The sequence below is a fragment of the Gracilibacillus sp. Marseille-QA3620 genome, from assembly GCF_054950035.1.
Window position 1 is genome coordinate 1,685,373 of record NZ_CM143102.1, and the last position, 17,529, is coordinate 1,702,901.

Consider the following 17,529-nt stretch of genomic DNA (forward strand, 5'->3'; position numbering starts at 1 on the left):
CCACCTAATTATGGGTTCATATTTGAGACTGCAAGGCTTGCAGTAAATGAGTAAGTATAATCCTTCTGCATTAATTGTTTGGAAGGGCAGGAATCAGGATTATGGATGTAGAAAGAAATGGTGAAGACATTTTTGGTTGTTAGTTATGTTGATTGTAGGTGCAGTCAGTGCATTGAACGCATGCCGTGGAAGATGTCTTTTATTCGGAGAAGGGGGGCGGTTAGATGAATTATTCACATCTATATTTTTCGGACAGTTTCTTTTCCACCGGCCAGAAAGATATTTATACAAAGAATAAAGAGGTCGTCGGGAAACTCGATTTGAAGAGTGCATTCACCTCAACGATTGATGTGCTCGATCTAAAGGGGAATGTTTTGATCAGCGGGAAATTTCCTATCTTCAGCAATAAATGGGTGGTAACGAACCAAGCGGGCGAAGAGCTGGGATTTGTTCGAGCCCGTTTTAGTTTCTTTACAAAGAAATATGAATATACCGCACATAAGAGGGGAATATACCGCATTGAGTCAGAAACTTTCTCCAAAACGTATGAAATCTTTCAAGAGAATGGAAAGCGGGTTGGCCAATTTAAGAAAGTGAATTCCATCTTCAGCACACCGGCTTTTGAGATGAGCCAGGACAAGCAAGATATAGAGATTGGAGAGATGATTGCTGTTGTCATGGGTGTCAATGCTATTCAAAAGCGGAGTCATTCTGCTGCTAATAGTACGGTTTAATCAAGTTAGATAAAGATGATTAGCACTAATACGTAAAGAAGAATTATACTGTGACCAGCCATGGCGATAAATCGATGAATCGTCCAGGAATGAGGCGGTCTGGCCAGCAGGAAGATTGATAGGATACTGATGAGCGGACAAACGATACCGCCAAGTGCTGAAAAGGAAATGGATAAGGAAGGATTGTAGGTTTCAAACAGTAATGGTAATAAAATAAATAGATTCAGCGCAAGAATTCCATATAATTGTTTTATTCTGACCATAAATCTCCTCCGAAAAGAGAAAGTGGGTTACACTATATATATGATGGGGATGACGGAATATCCATCTTGAATGTGGAAGCTTCATAGATAGATCATTTTTCATCTTCCATATTTAGAGTTCAATTCGTTGGGAGTTGAGCTCTTTTTCTTTTTTAGGTATAAAATGTTCGTCATGCATAAAGGGGGAACGATTGGATGAACTGCTTAGGATGTCAATTGGCCAATCATCAAAGAACTGTCTATTTAATTTGGGAGAATGAGGATGTCTCCTGCATTTTGGATTATATGCCGTTTAATGAAGGTCATGTTCTCATACTGCCTAAAAGGCATGCTCGTTTCTTGGATGACTTGGACGAAGCCGCTGCAAGCTCGGTTTTCCAAGCTGCAAAGATGGTCACGCGTGCAATCAGGGAATTATATCGGCCAGATGGAATTACGGTATGTCAGAACGGAGGGGTATTTGATGAATTGACGCATTTTCATCTCCATATAATTCCTAGATATGAAGGGCAGGATTTTGCTGAATTTTACAAAGAGGATTTGGATGCTGTGCCCCTTGAAGCCGCTGTGCTGGAGGAAGTGCGGATGAAGCTGTCTGAGAAAATACGGATCTGTGAGAGGGATGAATAAGGGAAAAAGCCTAGTTGGCAATACAATAAGCAAACTAGTTTACCGATAGTCTGTTAGTTTGTTAAAATTCTGGTAATTATAATTCATTTAGGAGGTACTTGAAGTGGAAGCAGCCTTTGAAACAGGTACGTATATAAAAAACTATTTCCAGGAAAATCGGGATTATTTTGAAGAGCAATTACTTTCAGAGGCGGTTAATGTTAGGGATAAGATTGAGGAAATATTGTTGATTGGCAATATTGATTTGTTAAACAATGCCCATAAACTTGTCATGTATGTCATGGATCAAAGCGATCAAGATGTACGGGATTTTGCCAAGCAGGAAGGAATTGCATGGGCGACACATTCGATTAGCTTGACGTTCAAGCTTGAGTGGGTGCAGGCCATCCGAAGAACATTGTGGAATTTGCTGCATAAATTCCTTGACGAGCGCCATATGCCGTTTGAACCGGATGATTTCTTTATCCTTGAAAAACAAATTAACGATCAATTGGATCAATTCTTGAATACGTTCTTTATTTGTTATTCTGACTACAAGGATAAGCTGCTCGAGAAGCAGAAAGAGCTCGTTGAGAATTTATCTGTTCCAATTATCCCTATTACGGAGGATATGTGTATTTTGCCGCTGATCGGAATCTTGGATGACCAGCGTTCCAAAATTATCGAGGAGAAGGTTTTTAATGCAATCGGAGACTTACATATTGAGACACTAATCATTGATCTTTCTGGTATTGCTGAAATGGACGGCAATATCATTGATCACTTCTTGAAGATGATTGACGGAACGACCATGATGGGATGTAAGCCCGTCATAACTGGATTGCGACCTGAAATTGTCCGCCAAATGGTTACTCTCGGAATCTCCTTTGAGGAAAGAGCTCTTACTTCAGGTACCTTGCAGTCTGCCATAAAAAGATACACATCCCTCGGTTAAATGAATACATGAAAAAACGATGTCACCTTTCATTTTGGTGACATCGTTTTTTGGTTAGATGAAAAGCAGAAGGCTGACTGCCATGAGAGCCATGCCTGCAATAAGTCCATAGATAGCATGGTGGCTTTCATCGTATTTCTTCGCAGCCGGCAATAGTTCATCAAGTGAAATGAAGACCATAATTCCAGCTACCGCTGCAAAAATGAATCCGAACATTAAATCAGTTAAGAATGGCATGAGAATTAAATACGCGAACAGGGCGCCGACAGGTTCTGCCAGTCCAGAGAGGAAGGATAGCTTGAATGCCTTCTTTTTGTTGCCTGTCGCAAAATAGATGGGAACAGCGACGGCGATTCCTTCTGGGATGTTATGGATCGCAATCGCTATGGCAATGGCAATGCCTAGCCCAGGGTCTTGCAGTGTTGAAGTAAAGGTGGCAATTCCTTCCGGAAAGTTATGAATGCCAATCGCAAGAGCTGTGAACACACCCATCTTCATTAGCTCCTGATTATGAATCTCACTGGCCGGTTTATTCATATCCTCGATCTTCTTTGGTTCATGGGGATTCCCTTGCTTTGGAATAACCCTGTCAATAAAGGCAATCAACAGAATTCCGAAGAAGAAACCGAGCACAGTCATGGTATAGCCTCGTTCATACCCAAGCTCATTAACGAGGGCATCCTTCGCCTTAACAAATATCTCGACCATTGATACATAAATCATGACACCGGCAGAAAAGCCAAGTGATATCGATAGGAATGCTTTGTTCGTGCGGGTCGTCAGGAAGGCAAGTAAGCTTCCAATCCCTGTAGCCAATCCCGCCATCAAGGTCAGAGAAAAGGCTAATAATAAAGTTGAGTCCATATAGGATAAACCTCTTTCTATAAATGTATGTATCTCACAAACATAATCTCTTAACTCCTAATCATAACGGCAAAAGCTATCATACGTCAAAAAGAAGATAATGTCATAGACGGAGGGAATCTAAATTATATATATGTATTAAATGGCTAAACATGCAAGTTCATGATGAAGAGGTGAATGGAAAAGGAAGCAGAGGAGGATGGCACAATCCTTTGGAAAAGGCCTAAAAGGTACGGATTAATCACGGAAGTTTATAAACCGCGCAACTCTGAGCGTCTGTATGACATTGTACCATATCGTTAGCTGCTTGATATCAAATGGATTAGAATACTGGCATAATAAAAGCTGGGGAAGGACCCCAGCTGTTTATTTCTATAAGCCAAACATCATACTCATAATTTTACGTTTTTTCTTACGCTTTAAGGTGGAGGGGACGTCTAGTGAGATGGGCTCAACCTTCGCAGGCGGTTTTTTTGATTTATTCATTTGTGTCTCAAGCTGTTCAATTCGTTCTTCAAGCTTATCGACGACAATGAGCAAATCTTCAATCTCACGGCGGTGCTGCAGCAGCTGGACAGAAGTGACACCATCCGCTTTATTGTAGAGCTGCAACTCTAGGGCTTGAATCTTATCTTCAAGCTTGAGGACTTGCTCATCCTTCTCAGCTGGAAGGAATGAGATTGGATTCTCCTGCTTCAGCTGATCCTGATGAAAGGCTTGAAGCTGGTCAAACTCGCTTTGTGTGTAGATAAAGTGACCTTTGGCATTACGGCTCGGTTCGATGCCTAATTGTTTTACCCATCGTTTCACCGTGCTTGAGGAAATGCCCAATGCACTGGCAATATCATTCGTATTCATCATCTTTTCACCTTTCTTTTTCTTTAGATTTATCCTTAAGATTTACAGTTGTTTATTTGCTTTTTCTTCGGAAACTCCACCACTTTTTTTCCGCTGGTGCGGCTTCTTGAACAGGAGCCTTTTTGGAGGCTTTGCTTTGTACGGTCTTCAGCTTGTCCTTTGCCTTTTCCTTTTTATGCTCCTTTAGCTTAATTGGTTTCGTTTTTTCCTTTTCTTTCGTCGGCGCTGCATCACGGAAGCTTGTGACCATTTGCTGGAACGCCTCTTCACGCTGCTTGATATCATGTCTGTATTGCTCAAGCTCCTTATTCATCGTCTCAAAATATTGTTCCCGGTCCTGATAAATAGCCTCAGTCACGCTTTTGATTTCGTTTTGAGCCTCTGAAACGGAGGATGAGAGATCTGATAATAGCTCACGATAGCCATCAGCTGCTGCTTCCGAAATCCGTTTGGAGAACGATTCGAAGGCCCCCTCTGAAGATCTCGCAATACTCCGAGTCAAGGTTTCGACCGTTTCGGATGTACGTTCTGAAGAATTCGAAACGTTCTGAGAAAGCTTCTTCAGCTCGCTGTTCGTTTTCAATGAGGAACGCTGAATGGATTTTGATAAACCTTTGATTGTATCGATAGACCCCTGCGAAATCTCTTTCTTGACCTCCTCGATCATCATGTTGCGGTTATTACGCATCTCATTGCTCATTTCCTTCATGAATTGCGTCTTATAGGCATCCATGGCATGAAGAAACTCCTCAAGCTTCGGCTCAGCCGGCTTCTCAACAACAGCAACAGAAGTAGAGGCTGCGGGTGCGGACGCTTCGGAAGGAGGGTTCGAACTGGCATGATTACTGAGGTTTTGTCCATCCTTCAGATGCTTCTGAAGCATCTCTTTAATGATATCCTTGCTTAAATTCTTATCCCGCATTTCCTTAATTCTTTTTAAGATCGCGATTTCTACCTCTGTATAAAAACGTGAGCCCTGCTTTGAACGGGGAATGACCAATACTCCTGTTAAGTCCTTCTCCCACTGGCGGATTGTCCCTGCAGGTACATTAATCTTCCGTGAAACCTCTTTAATAGAAAATGCTCTTAGAATTTGATTGTCCTTCATATTTAAACAGTCCCTTCAACTTGTAATTGGAATTATTTTTCTCTTGTGTCATGTATTCTTCATCCGGACCAAACTTTTCCTGCCTCATGACAAAAGCTATCAAAACAAGTTGTTATTCATCAGAGGAGGCTCTTTTCTAGCGGAATTCGCCTTTATATATGAAGGAAAATGAAAATGGTGGAGAATAAGCGTGGGAGCGGGGCAAAGAAGGAGGAAGGGGCAGGCGAAATGTGGAAGGATGGAGGTTTTTCTTTAGTGCGAGAGGATGATGTCAGTTCTTGAAGAAGGGGGATGGAATCTCCTAGGGGCTGTATGAGCTGGTTCTGAGCTTCAGAAACATAAATCTTGATGTGGGGGACTAGGATAAAGGGAAATAGGATTCATCACTATCAATCTGCATAATGATTCGTAAATTTGTAACTATTTTGAAAATTATTCGTAGTAATTATAGAACATAGGAGGAGGGAGTAAATGAAAAGAATCATAAGATGGACAATGGTTACCTCGATCATTATTGGTCTAGCTGTCTGGATGGCAAGTGAAATGATACCTTTTTCGTACACAGAATGGAGCTTTTTTATTGGCTTAGGTTTAACTGGGATATTGTTTCTCTTTAATAGCACCGGAGGTTTTTTATCAAAAAACACCACCCTCGAAGTGAGTGAGGCAGTATGGAAGGTACAAAGAGAAGATAATCAGTTGAGGGTTCATGTAGGCGGGGTTTTTTATGGGGCAGTTCTATACACCATTGTCAGTTTGATTGTGATGCTCGTTGTATATTTTTAATCTTTGAATACTAAAACAAGAGCATCAGCTTTAATTTTGTTACATGTAAAGACCTCCATCCAGGCTTTATGGAGGCTGATAAAAAGGAATACTTAAAATGTCTTTATTGTACTATATATTAGAAAAGCCAAAAATCATTATTTGCCACAAAAAAAGCCTCCGCATGAAGTCTGCGGGAGGCTTTTATGTCATTTAAGCGGTCTCTTTCACAATATGATAAAGAGAGTAGAATAGAATGCCCATTCCGACGAAGAAAAGGACGCCGCCTAAGAAAACTCCGTTTGAGATGCTTGATAAGACAGAAGGGTTAGAATAAACTTCAATCCCTTTTGGCTGTACGCTTGTGGATACTTGGAAATGACCGATTATGGCAATGATGATTGAAAAGATTAATAATCCGTATTGTTTGATTTTCATACAATCCCATCCTTTATAGGAATTATTTGATAATGCAAATTGTTACAATTATAGTAACATATTGTGAATAAATTGTGAACAGATATGATTTTCTGTATTCAAGAATTTTTACACTTTTAAGCTATTAAATATTGATTGTTGATTTGAATATGCATCCCTTTTAGCGGGGTAATGGGTTTGTGGGGTTCATGCTCTTTTGTGCTGCATTTCTTATTCGGGAAACAGGACAGGATTTCTGTAGAAAATGAAAATGAGATGAGAGCATGAAAGACCTCTAGAGATGATGAAAATGTCCTCACTGGCTGGCCAGCTAAAAGGACATGTCAATCAATACAGGTTAAAAACAATTTTTCAGGAGGAGACTTTGGAAAAGAAATGATGGATTGTGGAGGGTTCCAGGTGAATGTAATGAATGATGGGAATGAACAAAAAGGCAGGAAAAAGAGAGGCTAATGAAATTTTCAAATGATCACTTTAATATTTCAATGTATTAAATGCTTGGGCCGCTTTCTTTGCGAAAGATATTGGTGGTTCAACAGATTGAAAGTGAACATAAAGAATGGTAGGATGCGTATATACCCAATGGTTATGTATGGCACTAATGATTAAATTGTTTATCGCTAATGTTTTTACAAATTCAGGTAACTCTTCTTGGAGAACGACTACTTCACCAAGATTTAAAGCATTTCCATGTTGATCTAATGATTCGAATGATATTTCGGCATGTAACTCTGATGTGCTGGGGCGCCCCTGGATGGTTACTTTTAGATTACGCTGAAACTCTACTGAGCAAATCCCATTTTTGACATTTGCTTTCCCGTTAACTTCTTTAGCAAATTGATTACATAGGTCTTGAATGTTTCGCATAGTCAAACACCTCCATAGGTAAAAGGTATGTTAAATTTTTTGTTTTAGTAGTAAGAAATAAAATGGCATATCGATGGATTCTTATACTCCTTTTGATGAAGCATTGATTCAAAATGGATTCATGTTCTTTTCTATCGAGTAGTGAAACTTCTATTGTAGAAATGGAGCAGGTTCGTAAAAAAGGATATTTACCTATTAATAACGAATTGATGATGAACACAGTAACGAATACACTCAAATTGATTAAAGACATTTAAATGGTGACAAATTTTATTTATAGGGTGATAAGCCGATGATAGGGATAAGTATTGCAACGAAGTGGGAATATGAAGCGACATTGAAATACTTTAGCGTAAAGAATAACGAACGTTTTGGTTATCCATATGGCGAATATTTCATAAAAACAATTAATGATACTGAAATTGTTTTTTATCGGACAGGTGTAAGAAAAGTGAATGGTGTTGGTGGTAATCAGTATATGATTTCTAAATTTCATTTAACTAAAGTGATCGTTGCTGGAACGTGTGCAGGAATAGATGAGAAGTTCAATGTTCTGGATATTTTTGTACCCGATAAAGCCGTTCAATATGATTGCACAGTAAAAGAAATTGAGCCTCTTATTAAACAATCCTTCATCGTCAATATGGATCTATCAAAATATGGAGATGATTTTTATAAAGGAACAATTGGCACCGCTGATAAAGCGGTAGTTATGTGGAAGGACTTTTTAGAACTTAAAGAAAACGAAATTACCATAGCCGATACAGAAGCAGGGGCAATAGCTTATATCTGTAGGAAGAATGATGTTGAATGCATAATCATTAAAGGAATATCTGATTTTCCAACAGATGAAAGTAACTCTGATAAATTCGAATCGAACATGGAACAAATAAATGTTTATTTAGAAAACACCCCTAAAGTTATGAACAAAATATTTGACGAATATTTAAAGAGATTTATTTAATCAAATTTATCGTTTCATGAAAGATTGATAAAGCCTGGTTCCTATTGAACGGTCGTTCTTTGTTCGTTCCAAATCCATTCATTTTTGTGCTTACGGTAAATACATTATAAGACCAACACATATATCCCCACATAATAAAGGCAGGAAAGTTGGCGTGGTAAACTCTCCTTGCAGATAAAAATGATGAATGGGTAAGAAGATCATTAAACTCTTCTTAATGTAGAAACGGGGGGCAGTTTAGCGAAAATCATTTGCCTTACTCATCTTACTTATAAAAAGGAAAGGAGAGTTTCGTATGAAGATTTATTGGTTATTCGTATTTTTAATCTTTATCATTTGGTACAGTGTATCTCTACAATATCTCGAACCAAGTTGGTGGTCTATCTTTTCTTCCAGCCGTTCAACGCATACATCTATGATGGAACAAATTTCTTTCATTAAAGTTACTTTTATAGCACTTCTATTTATGACTTTGGCCTATCCTCTGCGTCAAATAATTCAAAAGTGTCATTAACTCTGTTTTACTGAGGTGCATTAAGCAAGGAGGGGGGAGTAATCCTGTAAAAAATAAAGAGTGTGACGTTAGTTTCTGATGCGATGTCCTCAAATAAAGGTCTGTTCGTGCAAAAATAAACACAGCAACTTTCTTCATGAAGGCGGCTGTTATCCCTTTTCAATTAAATATGGTCTTTACGAAAACAGCCTTCTTTTTACACCGGAAATAGTCTATACTATAATTAAGTCTTTACTTAAATACTTAATTATATAAATTGAGGTGATTGAGATGAGTGAACAGCTGCAAATCATTCTTCCGCTTCTTGTGATGGAGTTCATTTTGAAGATTATTGCTTTAGTGGATTTGGCTAAGCGTGATAAACGGGGAGTTAAGGGTGAGAAGAAATACATTTGGGTTATTGTGATCTTGCTATTCTCGACAATAGGTCCTGTGCTTTATTTAGTGGCAGGTAAGAAGGATTATACATGGGATGAGGATGATCGTAATGATTCAATGTGAGAACGTGACTAAATCCTATAAAGGCTTCCGGGCTTTGAAGGGCATTAGCTTTTCGATTGAAGGACCGGGATGCTTCGGTTTCATTGGAAGCAATGGCTCTGGAAAGACGACGGCCATTCGTATTATGGCCGGACTAGCAAGAGCCACGTCAGGGAAGATTCAAATCGAGGGTTATGATGTGGAGGAGGATCCGAAGAAAATTGCCAGAGTAATAGGTTATCTGCCGCAGAATCCGTCCTTTTATGATTATATGACAGGTGAGGAATGGATGATGTTTACGGGTAAGCTCTTTGGCATGTCGAAGAAAGACAGCAGCGTTCGTGCTGAGGAGCTGCTAAAGAGATGCGGGATATGGGAGGCAAGAAGGCGCAAGATCGGCGGGTACAGCGGGGGAATGAAGCAGCGGCTTGGTCTCGCGCAGGCGCTGATGAATGATCCGAAGCTTCTTCTTCTGGATGAGCCTGTCTCTGCGCTTGATCCGATTGGACGCCATCAGGTCCTTGAATTGATTGAGGAATTGAAGAAGGACCATATGATTTTCATGTCCAGCCATATTCTAGACGATGTGGAGAAAACAGCTGACCATATCCTCATCCTGCATAAAGGGAAGTTATTATTATCCTCCTCCAAGCAGGAACTGATGAAGGAGTACGCAGGCTCCTCAATTACATTCCAGCTCCTTGACTCAAATGATTCTTTAGCGGAAGCGCTCTCCAGCGAGAACTGGGTGGAGAGGGTTGCTGTTACAGACCGTTCTTATCGAGTCATTGTCAAAGATGTCGTGCGGGCAAGGGCTTCCCTGCCCTTAATGATCCACGAGCAAGGCGGCATCATTACGGATTACCGGATGGAGACCTTGTCGCTGCAGGATATATTCTTCAAGGTGGTGAATCAATGATGGGGATGTTCTGGGCTATGCTTTGGAAGGAATGGATTGAATTAAAACGCTCTTATAAGCTCATTATTGTGCCATTTGCCTTTGCCATCATCATGGTTACTCTGCCGATTACGATGAAGCTTCTGCCGACACTTATTCAGCAGGACTTGCCGGAAGGAGCCGTCATCTCTGTACCAGAAAGCTCCGCAACTGACATTGTCAGTGGAATCTATGCAAACTTTGAACAGCTTGGCTTGATTGTGCTGATTCTTGTCATGATGGGCACGGTAGCCTCCGAGCGAGAGAAGGGGAGTGCCGCGCTTATATTATCAAAGCCAATTGGTCGCAGCGGGTATTTATTGGCGAAATGGACCGCTTATGCGCTATTATCAACCGTTTCATTCCTCTTCGGCATGGGATTAACCGTTTATTATACAAGAATCCTTTTTGACGGGAAAATGGAATGGACGGCTATTGCAGAGGGAACGCTTCTTTACCTTGTGTTAATCCTTCTGTGCGTCACACTCACCCTGCTTTTTTCTTCTATTATGAAGAGTGCGGTATTGGCGGGATTTCTAAGCTATGCTGTTTACCTAGCACTGACGAAGCTGGGCAAGTATCTTCCTGATTCCCTTGAGAAATATACGCCAACGGCATTCACGGACGCAGCAGGGAATATCATCCTTGGCAAGGAAGGGCAAATTATGGCACCTCTTTTGATTCTACTGGCCGTTATCGTCCTCATGATCATCTTGACGATTCTTTTATTTAAAAAAGAGGAAATCTAGAATGAATGATTCGATAAGTAAAAAGATGGTAAAAATGCATAAAAAGCGGTATATTCATTAGGGAAACGCGATAAATCATCAAAAGGTATTGAAGTGACCGCCTATTTCGTATTACTATTCTTGAGTAGATATATAAGAAAGAGAGTGTTTATACATGGGACGTAAATGGAATAACATTAAAGAAAAGAAAGCTGCCAAAGATGCGAACACAAGCCGAATCTATGCGAAATTCGGCCGTGAAATTTATGTGGCAGCCAAGCAAGGGGAGCCAAACCCAGAATCTAATCAAGCGTTAAAAATGGTCCTAGAGCGCGCGAAGACGTACAGCGTACCGAGACATATTATTGACCGTGCGATTGAAAAAGCAAAAGGCGGTTCAGAGGAAAGCTATGATGAGCTCCGCTATGAAGGCTTTGGCCCAAGCGGCTCCATGGTCATCGTAGACGCTTTGACAAACAATGTTAACCGTACAGCATCAGATGTTCGTGCCGCTTTCGGCAAGAATGGCGGAAACATGGGTGTGAGCGGTTCCGTTTCTTACATGTTTGATGCGACAGCCGTGTTCGGAGTAGAAGGAAAAACGGCAGATGAAGTATTAGAAATGATGATGGAAGCGGATGTTGATGTTCGTGACATTCTGGAAGAGGATGACGCGGTTATCGTATACGCAGAGCCAGATCAATTCCATGCCGTTCAGGAAGCCTTCAAGAATGCAGGAATTACTGAGTTCACTGTGGCGGAATTAACCATGCTTGCACAAAACGACATTTCGCTTGATCCAGAAGCGCAAGCTCAGTTTGAGAAGATGATTGATGCAATTGAGGACCTGGAGGATGTACAACAGGTTTACCATAATGTAGATTTAGGTGAATAATGCCTGAAAAGAATAGCTGCCATTTGGAGCACCTTGCTCTGATGGCGGCTTTTTTTGTTTAAGGATTCGGATATATGGAAATATAGGGAGAAAAAGGAGGAGTGTATGATGCCGTATCAATCCAAGAAAGACCTGCCGGATTCTGTGAGAGATTCGCTGCCAAGCCATGCGCAGGAAATCTTTAAGGAAGCGTTTAATTCTGCATCCAAGGAATATGATAAAGAAGAAACGGCCTTCAAGGTAGCATGGAGCGCTGTTAAAAATAAATATGAGAAAAATGATGATGGAGATTGGGTTGAGAAGAACTAAGTATTGCTGGATTCTCCTCGTTTTTTCTCATAAAGGTTCTTCAGCTCCTGAAAGCTGGGCTGCTCGAGTAAATGAAGATTACCCGCTTGGAGAATCTCCTTCAGCGCTTCTTCCTTTGAAATAAGATAGCCAATGCTTTCCTGCTCTACCCATTTTCTTTGCTCGATGATCATATAAGTACCGTCCTCAAGAACGGACAGACCCTTCTGATAGCTCATGGAATGATGGGGATGAGCCCAATAATCCTTTTCTGTATGGCCGGGAACCCCCGTATATAATACATGAAAATGGTGGTTCTTTCCCAATTGGTCCGCCTCCTTGCCATCCGGTTTACGGATAGAATGTGCAATTGGTCGAAGTCTATTCATCTGTCTCTAACATAAAAAAACCCGAATGAAAAGAAGCTTCATTCGGGTATCCTTCTATTACAGACTGCGTGCGCCTAGATATCTTGAGGACCAGTAAGAGGATCCAAGACTTGATTCTGTTACGCCGCTAGAACCGGCATGGATAAATTTGTTGTTGCCAATATAAATCCCCATATGGGATGGACCAGTTGTATACGTTTCAAAGAAGACAAAATCTCCGACTGCCGGGCTGCTGACTTTCTTCATGGAAGAATAGTACCCAGCTGTATTTGTGCGAGTGAAATTACTGCGCTCCTGCTTCACCACATAGTAGATAAAGCCACTGCAATCAAAACCGCTCGGTGTTGTACCGCCCCATACGTATGGGGTGCCAATCAAGCTTTTTGCTGTTGCGACCATGCGCTGAGCTTCGCTTGAAGTGGACGTGCTGGAACCGGAGCCGCTTGTAGAGCCGGATGTTGAACCGGAAGTCGTTGCGCCAGCTTTGCTGACAATCAAGACTTGTCCAGGGTAGATTGTGTCGCTTTTTAAGTTGTTCCATGATTTAAGCTTTGCCACGGTTGTATTGTATTTAACCGCGATTTTCCATAAGGAATCTCCGGATTTCACTGTGTATTTTTTCGTAGTCGATGCTGATGTTGATGAAGAGGATTCTCCGATTTTTAACGTTTGACCTATGTAAATCATATCAGATGTCAGGTTATTTTCATTTTTAATAGCTGATACAGTTGTATTATATTTAACAGCCAATTGAGACAGAGTATCTCCCTTTACGACTTTCACAGTAGCGGCAGAGGCAGCATTGGCAAAAAGGACGGACGACAAAACAGCAGTTGCAGTAACGGATAAAACTTTCTTATTCATGATGACCCCCTACATAGTTAGTAATTTTTTTTGAAAATACTAGCTAAGTTTAGACCAATCGACAAAAAATTACTAGTTTTGTAGGCAAAATGTAATAGAAAGGAAAGTTTATTGTAATATAAATGAGTTTTCTGTAAAATGATAAAATTTACCTAATTTCAAACGACGAGAAAATATCTGGTGTCTGTTCTACCATTTGCACATCAATCACTCGGCTGAATCCAGGACCTTTTTTAATCTCTTCTATGAATGCATATAAAGGTTCTTCGTGCCCTTGCGCTACAATTTCAACGGTCCCATCGGGTAAATTTCGAACCCAGCCTTTTATTTTATAGGAAAATGCGAGCCGTTCAGTATAATAACGAAAACCAACCCCTTGTACGAAGCCGGATACAATTAGATGATATTGCTTCATGGAAAACACTCCTTTCTCCTATCTATTCCTATTATAGCGGAATAGGATGGTTAGAAGAGGTAATTTGATATAATGGAAGAATCTATAAAATGGGATGGCGGGAGGATGAAAATGAAGCATGTTTTTTTAATGAGGCATTGTCAGGCAAAAGGGCAGGATGCCTCATGCAGGCTGACGGAGAAAGGAAGCGCTCAGGCTATTGAGCTCGCGCATTTCTTTAAGGGGATGCGAATTGAACGGATAATTTCTAGTCCATATCAGCGGGCGCTGGAATCATGCCGACCAATTGCACAGGACAAACAAATGATTGTAGAAGAGGATATACGCCTGGCAGAGCGGGTGCTTTCAAATGTAGATTTACCTAATTGGCAGCAGCTGCTGGAGGAATCCTTTCAGGATCTGGAGAAAAAGCTTGAAGGAGGGGAATCCGGAGCAGAGGCTGCAGCTAGAGGGCTTGAGGTGCTTGAAGAGGCTATTAGCGGTCCATGTGACCTTATTGCGATAATGACACACGGGAATCTGCTGACTTTAATGCTTCAGCAATTGAATCCAACATACGGCTTTTTGGAATGGAAGAGGATGACAAACCCAGATGTCTTTCATCTCATGATTGATAATGGACAATGTCAGATTGAACGAATATGGGATAAGTAATGTTTAGTAGGGCAAAACTTTCTTTGGTGAATAGAAGGTTTTGCCTTTCTTTCTGAATATTAATATTATCTTAATATTACAGAAATATGACTATTTATTTACATTTAATGATTTTTTATGACAAGGGTTTACATTTTTCGATATTGTTTTTTGTTTTTCCTATGAAAGTGATATAGTATTTCTAGTGCTTTCCAACAGTGCCAATATTTATTAGTTTGGTGATGCTGGAGATCCCAAGATGAATAAATATGGAATTTTCAGAAATGAAGAAATGAACGGTATGAATAGAGCAGAAGAAGGTGTAATGGAATGAGGAAGAAAAAAAGGAAGAGGAAGAAGAACTGGAAGAGAATCATTGGGGTGCTGTTGCTTCTGATGATTATGGCAGGCTGCACATATGGTGTGTCATTCTATCAATCTATGACTGGGGCAGTAGACTCCATGTATAAAGAAACAGAAACGACAGAGATGCGGGAAGAGGAGATATCCCTTGAAGAGCTTGAGCCTTTCTCCGTCTTACTCTTGGGTGTTGATGAGAGGCAGGGAGATAAAGGCCGCTCAGACAGCATTATGGTGCTGGCTGTCAATCCAGAAAAGGAATCCGTTGAAATGGTCAGTATCCCGAGAGATACCCGGACAGAAATTGCCGGTAAGGGAATAACAACGAAGATCAACCATGCCTATGCTTACGGTGGTGTAGAGACAGCAACGGATACCGTTGAACAATTTCTCGATATCCCAATTGATTACTTTGTTCAGATTAATATGGAAAGCTTCAAGGGAATCGTGGATGCCTTAGGAGGCATCACCGTAATGAACTATGAGGAATTCACCCATGCAGGAACTCATTTTGCAGAAGGAGAAATTCTCTTAAACGGCAAGGAGGCATTGGCCTTCTCAAGAATGAGATATGAGGATGTACGCGGTGATTTTGGCCGGCAAACAAGACAGAGGGAAGTTCTTGAAGCCATCATTGAAAAAGGGGCAAGTTTCTCAACGCTGACGAAATACCAAGATATATTCAACACCCTCGGAGATCATATAAAAACCAATTTGACCTTTGACCAAATGATGGATATTCAGAAAAATTACCGCTCCGCTGCCCAATCCATTGAACAAATTGAGATGGAAAGTACCAGTGAAAAGCTATATGATGAAGGGTATGGAAAAGAGTTGTACTTTGAGATCATCACCGATGAAGAGCGTTTAAAGGTTCAACAGCATCTCAAGGAACAATTAGAATTGCAGTAAATGAGGTGGCGTGATGAATTTAGCTGAGTATTCCCGCTATGACGGGTTAGGTTTGGCTGAGCTGGTGAAAAAGGGTCAAATCAGTACGAAGGAATTATTGGAGGATGTCAGTAAAATGACGGATGACATCAATCCAGAACTGAATGCGATTGTGCGCACACGATTTGAACAGGTATTAACCGAAGCAGGAAAAATGGATTTCAACAAACCATTTGCAGGTGTTCCGATTTTCTTGAAAGATCTTTCCCAGTCTATCGCGGGGGAGAGGGCTACAGCTGGGACGAAGCTATTGAAGGACCGGGTAGCCAACATTGACTCCCATTATGTGAGAAAAATCCGAGAAGCCGGCTTTCTTATTGCCGGGCAGACGAGCACGCCTGAATTCGGGCTGAAAAATATTACGGAGCCGGCTCTTTACGGGCCTTCACGGAATCCTTGGAATCCAGCGTATTCACCAGGCGGTTCGAGCGGTGGTGCTTCTGCAGCCGTTGCAGCCGGAATTGTCCCAATCGCCGGAGCAAGTGACGGAGGAGGGTCCATTCGTATACCTGCCTCCTTCACCGGGCTTGTCGGGTTAAAACCGACAAGAGGCAGAACACCGGTTGGACCAGGTGTAGGAAGGCAATGGCATGGTGCTGCTGTGGACTTTGTCCTCACGAAAACAGTCAGGGACAGCGCGGCCATGCTTGATGTCCTGCAGGTACTGCAGCCAGAAGCTGCTTTCAACGTGCCGCTTTATCAAGGAAGCTACTTAGAAGATTTGAACAATGATGAGCGGAAATTTCGAATTGCCTTTTCAGTGAAATCTCCAGTCGGTACTCCGGTTTCAGCTGATGCTGTGAAGGCTGTACATAAAACCGTTAAATGGCTCGAAGAACAAGGCCATCATGTGGAAGAAAAGGAGCCTGAAATCGATGGAATCAGGCTTATGGAGAATTACTACATCATGAACTGCGGTGAAATGGCCGCAGATATCAGGTCCATCGAGGAATCCATTGGCCGTAAAGTAACAAGTGAAGATATTGAAATTGTCTCCTGGGTTCTGAAAACAGCTGGAGAACAGGTATCAGCCATCCAGTTCACCAGAAGCATTGCTGAATGGGATACGGCAGCGGCCCAAATGGCTCACTTCAACCAAACCTTTGATTTATACATCACGCCGGCTACTGCCAGCACCGCTCCTCGGATAGGTGAACTGACCCATTCGAAGAAAGAGGAAGAGGAATTGCTTCAAATTGAAGAAGCATCCCCGTCCGAACAATTAAGAATGGTCTACGATATGTTTCTCCCAAGCTTAACCTATACACCGTTTACTCAATGGGCAAACATTATTGGCCAGCCAGCAATCAGTTTACCTGTTCATATGGGTGACAATGGACTGCCAATCGGCGTCCAGATTATGGCTCCAAAGGGAAGAGAGGATTGGCTATTAGGTTTAGCCGCACAAATGGAGGAATCTCCGATTTGGGTTGGATTGAAGGGGATGTAAGGGGAAAAGCAGCGGATTTTGTCCGCTGCTTTTTACAATGAGCTCTACAGTCAATTAATGATTTATTGGGTTTCCTATTAATTTTAAAGATAAAATATGGACAATACAGTTCAATAACAATTAATCATCATTTAACTATTTTACTTGAATACGACAAATCATATAAAGAAGAGATGGGATGTACTCAATATGGTAGAGTA

At 41.2% G+C, this 17,529-nt stretch carries 22 protein-coding genes; 13 read left to right on the forward strand and 9 right to left on the reverse strand.

Annotation, left to right across the window (positions count from 1 at the left end; genetic code table 11):
• Positions 1-224 precede the first annotated feature (224 nt).
• Positions 225-734: an LURP-one-related family protein gene (locus tag ACY8DX_RS08540; protein ID WP_049671255.1), complete on the forward strand. Its 510-nt coding sequence runs from the start codon at positions 225-227 to the stop codon at positions 732-734.
• Positions 735-739: 5 nt separating this feature from the next.
• Here the strand turns inward: ACY8DX_RS08540 and ACY8DX_RS08545 are convergent, their stop codons facing one another.
• Positions 740-997: a hypothetical protein gene (locus ACY8DX_RS08545; protein ID WP_049671254.1), complete on the reverse strand. Its 258-nt coding sequence runs from the start codon at positions 995-997 to the stop codon at positions 740-742.
• A gap of 195 nt (positions 998-1,192) precedes the next feature.
• On the opposite strand from ACY8DX_RS08545, the gene ACY8DX_RS08550 reads away from it, so the two are divergent.
• Positions 1,193-1,627 carry an HIT family protein gene (locus ACY8DX_RS08550; RefSeq protein WP_049671253.1) on the forward strand — a complete coding sequence of 145 codons (435 nt, stop codon included), beginning with the start codon at positions 1,193-1,195 and terminating at the stop codon, positions 1,625-1,627.
• A gap of 103 nt (positions 1,628-1,730) precedes the next feature.
• Entirely contained in the window at positions 1,731-2,561 is an 831-nt protein-coding gene (locus ACY8DX_RS08555; protein WP_049671252.1) for an STAS domain-containing protein, read from the forward strand.
• A gap of 54 nt (positions 2,562-2,615) precedes the next feature.
• Here ACY8DX_RS08555 and zupT read toward each other — a convergent pair whose 3' ends face one another.
• The 3 genes from zupT to ACY8DX_RS08570 form a co-directional block, all read right to left on the reverse strand.
• Positions 2,616-3,425, reverse strand: coding sequence for a zinc transporter ZupT (gene zupT, locus ACY8DX_RS08560; RefSeq protein ID WP_049671251.1), 810 nt, complete (start codon positions 3,423-3,425; stop codon positions 2,616-2,618).
• Between the two features lie 372 nt (positions 3,426-3,797).
• Positions 3,798-4,286 carry a MerR family transcriptional regulator gene (locus ACY8DX_RS08565; RefSeq protein WP_082197130.1) on the reverse strand — a complete coding sequence of 163 codons (489 nt, stop codon included), beginning with the start codon at positions 4,284-4,286 and terminating at the stop codon, positions 3,798-3,800.
• Between the two features lie 49 nt (positions 4,287-4,335).
• Positions 4,336-5,391, reverse strand: a complete 1,056-nt coding sequence (locus tag ACY8DX_RS08570) for a MerR family transcriptional regulator (protein ID WP_462406569.1) — start codon at positions 5,389-5,391, stop codon at positions 4,336-4,338.
• A gap of 471 nt (positions 5,392-5,862) precedes the next feature.
• Here ACY8DX_RS08570 and ACY8DX_RS08575 point away from each other — a divergent pair, with 471 nt between their 5' ends.
• Positions 5,863-6,177 (forward strand): hypothetical protein, encoded by a 315-nt coding sequence (locus tag ACY8DX_RS08575; RefSeq protein ID WP_462406570.1) that lies wholly within the window; start codon positions 5,863-5,865, stop codon positions 6,175-6,177.
• 192 nt (positions 6,178-6,369) lie between these two features.
• Here ACY8DX_RS08575 and ACY8DX_RS08580 read toward each other — a convergent pair whose 3' ends face one another.
• Together ACY8DX_RS08580 and ACY8DX_RS08585 are read right to left on the reverse strand one after the other, a co-directional pair.
• Positions 6,370-6,594 (reverse strand): hypothetical protein, encoded by a 225-nt coding sequence (locus tag ACY8DX_RS08580; RefSeq protein ID WP_049671247.1) that lies wholly within the window; start codon positions 6,592-6,594, stop codon positions 6,370-6,372.
• Positions 6,595-7,068: 474 nt separating this feature from the next.
• Entirely contained in the window at positions 7,069-7,461 is a 393-nt protein-coding gene (locus tag ACY8DX_RS08585; RefSeq protein ID WP_049671246.1) for a DUF1259 domain-containing protein, read from the reverse strand.
• Between the two features lie 292 nt (positions 7,462-7,753).
• Here ACY8DX_RS08585 and ACY8DX_RS08590 point away from each other — a divergent pair, with 292 nt between their 5' ends.
• The 6 genes from ACY8DX_RS08590 (at position 7,754) to ACY8DX_RS08615 (ending at position 12,288) form a co-directional block, all read left to right on the forward strand.
• A complete protein-coding gene (locus ACY8DX_RS08590) occupies positions 7,754-8,425 on the forward strand; it encodes a 5'-methylthioadenosine/S-adenosylhomocysteine nucleosidase family protein (protein ID WP_049671245.1) in 672 nt (223 codons plus the stop codon).
• Between the two features lie 784 nt (positions 8,426-9,209).
• Positions 9,210-9,440: a PLD nuclease N-terminal domain-containing protein gene (locus ACY8DX_RS08595; protein ID WP_049671243.1), complete on the forward strand. Its 231-nt coding sequence runs from the start codon at positions 9,210-9,212 to the stop codon at positions 9,438-9,440.
• Positions 9,427-10,338: an ABC transporter ATP-binding protein gene (locus ACY8DX_RS08600; RefSeq protein ID WP_231589522.1), complete on the forward strand. Its 912-nt coding sequence runs from the start codon at positions 9,427-9,429 to the stop codon at positions 10,336-10,338. The genes ACY8DX_RS08595 and ACY8DX_RS08600 overlap by 14 nt, the downstream gene beginning before the upstream one ends.
• Positions 10,335-11,105 (forward strand): ABC transporter permease, encoded by a 771-nt coding sequence (locus tag ACY8DX_RS08605; protein WP_462406571.1) that lies wholly within the window; start codon positions 10,335-10,337, stop codon positions 11,103-11,105. Before ACY8DX_RS08600 ends, ACY8DX_RS08605 begins: the two co-directional genes overlap by 4 nt.
• A 154-nt stretch (positions 11,106-11,259) precedes the next feature.
• Entirely contained in the window at positions 11,260-11,979 is a 720-nt protein-coding gene (locus ACY8DX_RS08610; RefSeq protein ID WP_049671241.1) for a YebC/PmpR family DNA-binding transcriptional regulator, read from the forward strand.
• Between the two features lie 108 nt (positions 11,980-12,087).
• Positions 12,088-12,288 (forward strand): ChaB family protein, encoded by a 201-nt coding sequence (locus ACY8DX_RS08615; protein ID WP_049671240.1) that lies wholly within the window; start codon positions 12,088-12,090, stop codon positions 12,286-12,288.
• Here the strand turns inward: ACY8DX_RS08615 and ACY8DX_RS08620 are convergent.
• From ACY8DX_RS08620 to ACY8DX_RS08630, 3 genes are all read right to left on the reverse strand, one after another.
• On the reverse strand, positions 12,285-12,656 hold the full coding sequence (locus ACY8DX_RS08620; RefSeq protein ID WP_462406572.1) for a hypothetical protein: 372 nt from the start codon (positions 12,654-12,656) through the stop codon (positions 12,285-12,287). The two genes, ACY8DX_RS08615 and ACY8DX_RS08620, sit on opposite strands and share 4 nt — an antisense overlap.
• A 57-nt stretch (positions 12,657-12,713) precedes the next feature.
• Complete coding sequence (locus ACY8DX_RS08625) at positions 12,714-13,520, reverse strand: C40 family peptidase (RefSeq protein ID WP_049671238.1); 807 nt, start codon at positions 13,518-13,520, stop codon at positions 12,714-12,716.
• A 148-nt stretch (positions 13,521-13,668) separates the two neighbouring features.
• Positions 13,669-13,935 (reverse strand): acylphosphatase, encoded by a 267-nt coding sequence (locus ACY8DX_RS08630; RefSeq protein ID WP_049671237.1) that lies wholly within the window; start codon positions 13,933-13,935, stop codon positions 13,669-13,671.
• 111 nt (positions 13,936-14,046) lie between these two features.
• Between ACY8DX_RS08630 and ACY8DX_RS08635 the strand changes: the two genes are divergently transcribed.
• The 3 genes from ACY8DX_RS08635 (at position 14,047) to ACY8DX_RS08645 (ending at position 17,329) form a co-directional block, all read left to right on the forward strand.
• Entirely contained in the window at positions 14,047-14,589 is a 543-nt protein-coding gene (locus tag ACY8DX_RS08635; RefSeq protein ID WP_462406573.1) for a histidine phosphatase family protein, read from the forward strand.
• A gap of 309 nt (positions 14,590-14,898) precedes the next feature.
• Positions 14,899-15,840, forward strand: a complete 942-nt coding sequence (locus tag ACY8DX_RS08640) for an LCP family glycopolymer transferase (RefSeq protein ID WP_439803058.1) — start codon at positions 14,899-14,901, stop codon at positions 15,838-15,840.
• Positions 15,841-15,853: 13 nt separating this feature from the next.
• On the forward strand, positions 15,854-17,329 hold the full coding sequence (locus ACY8DX_RS08645; protein ID WP_462406574.1) for an amidase: 1,476 nt from the start codon (positions 15,854-15,856) through the stop codon (positions 17,327-17,329).
• Positions 17,330-17,529 lie beyond the last annotated feature (200 nt).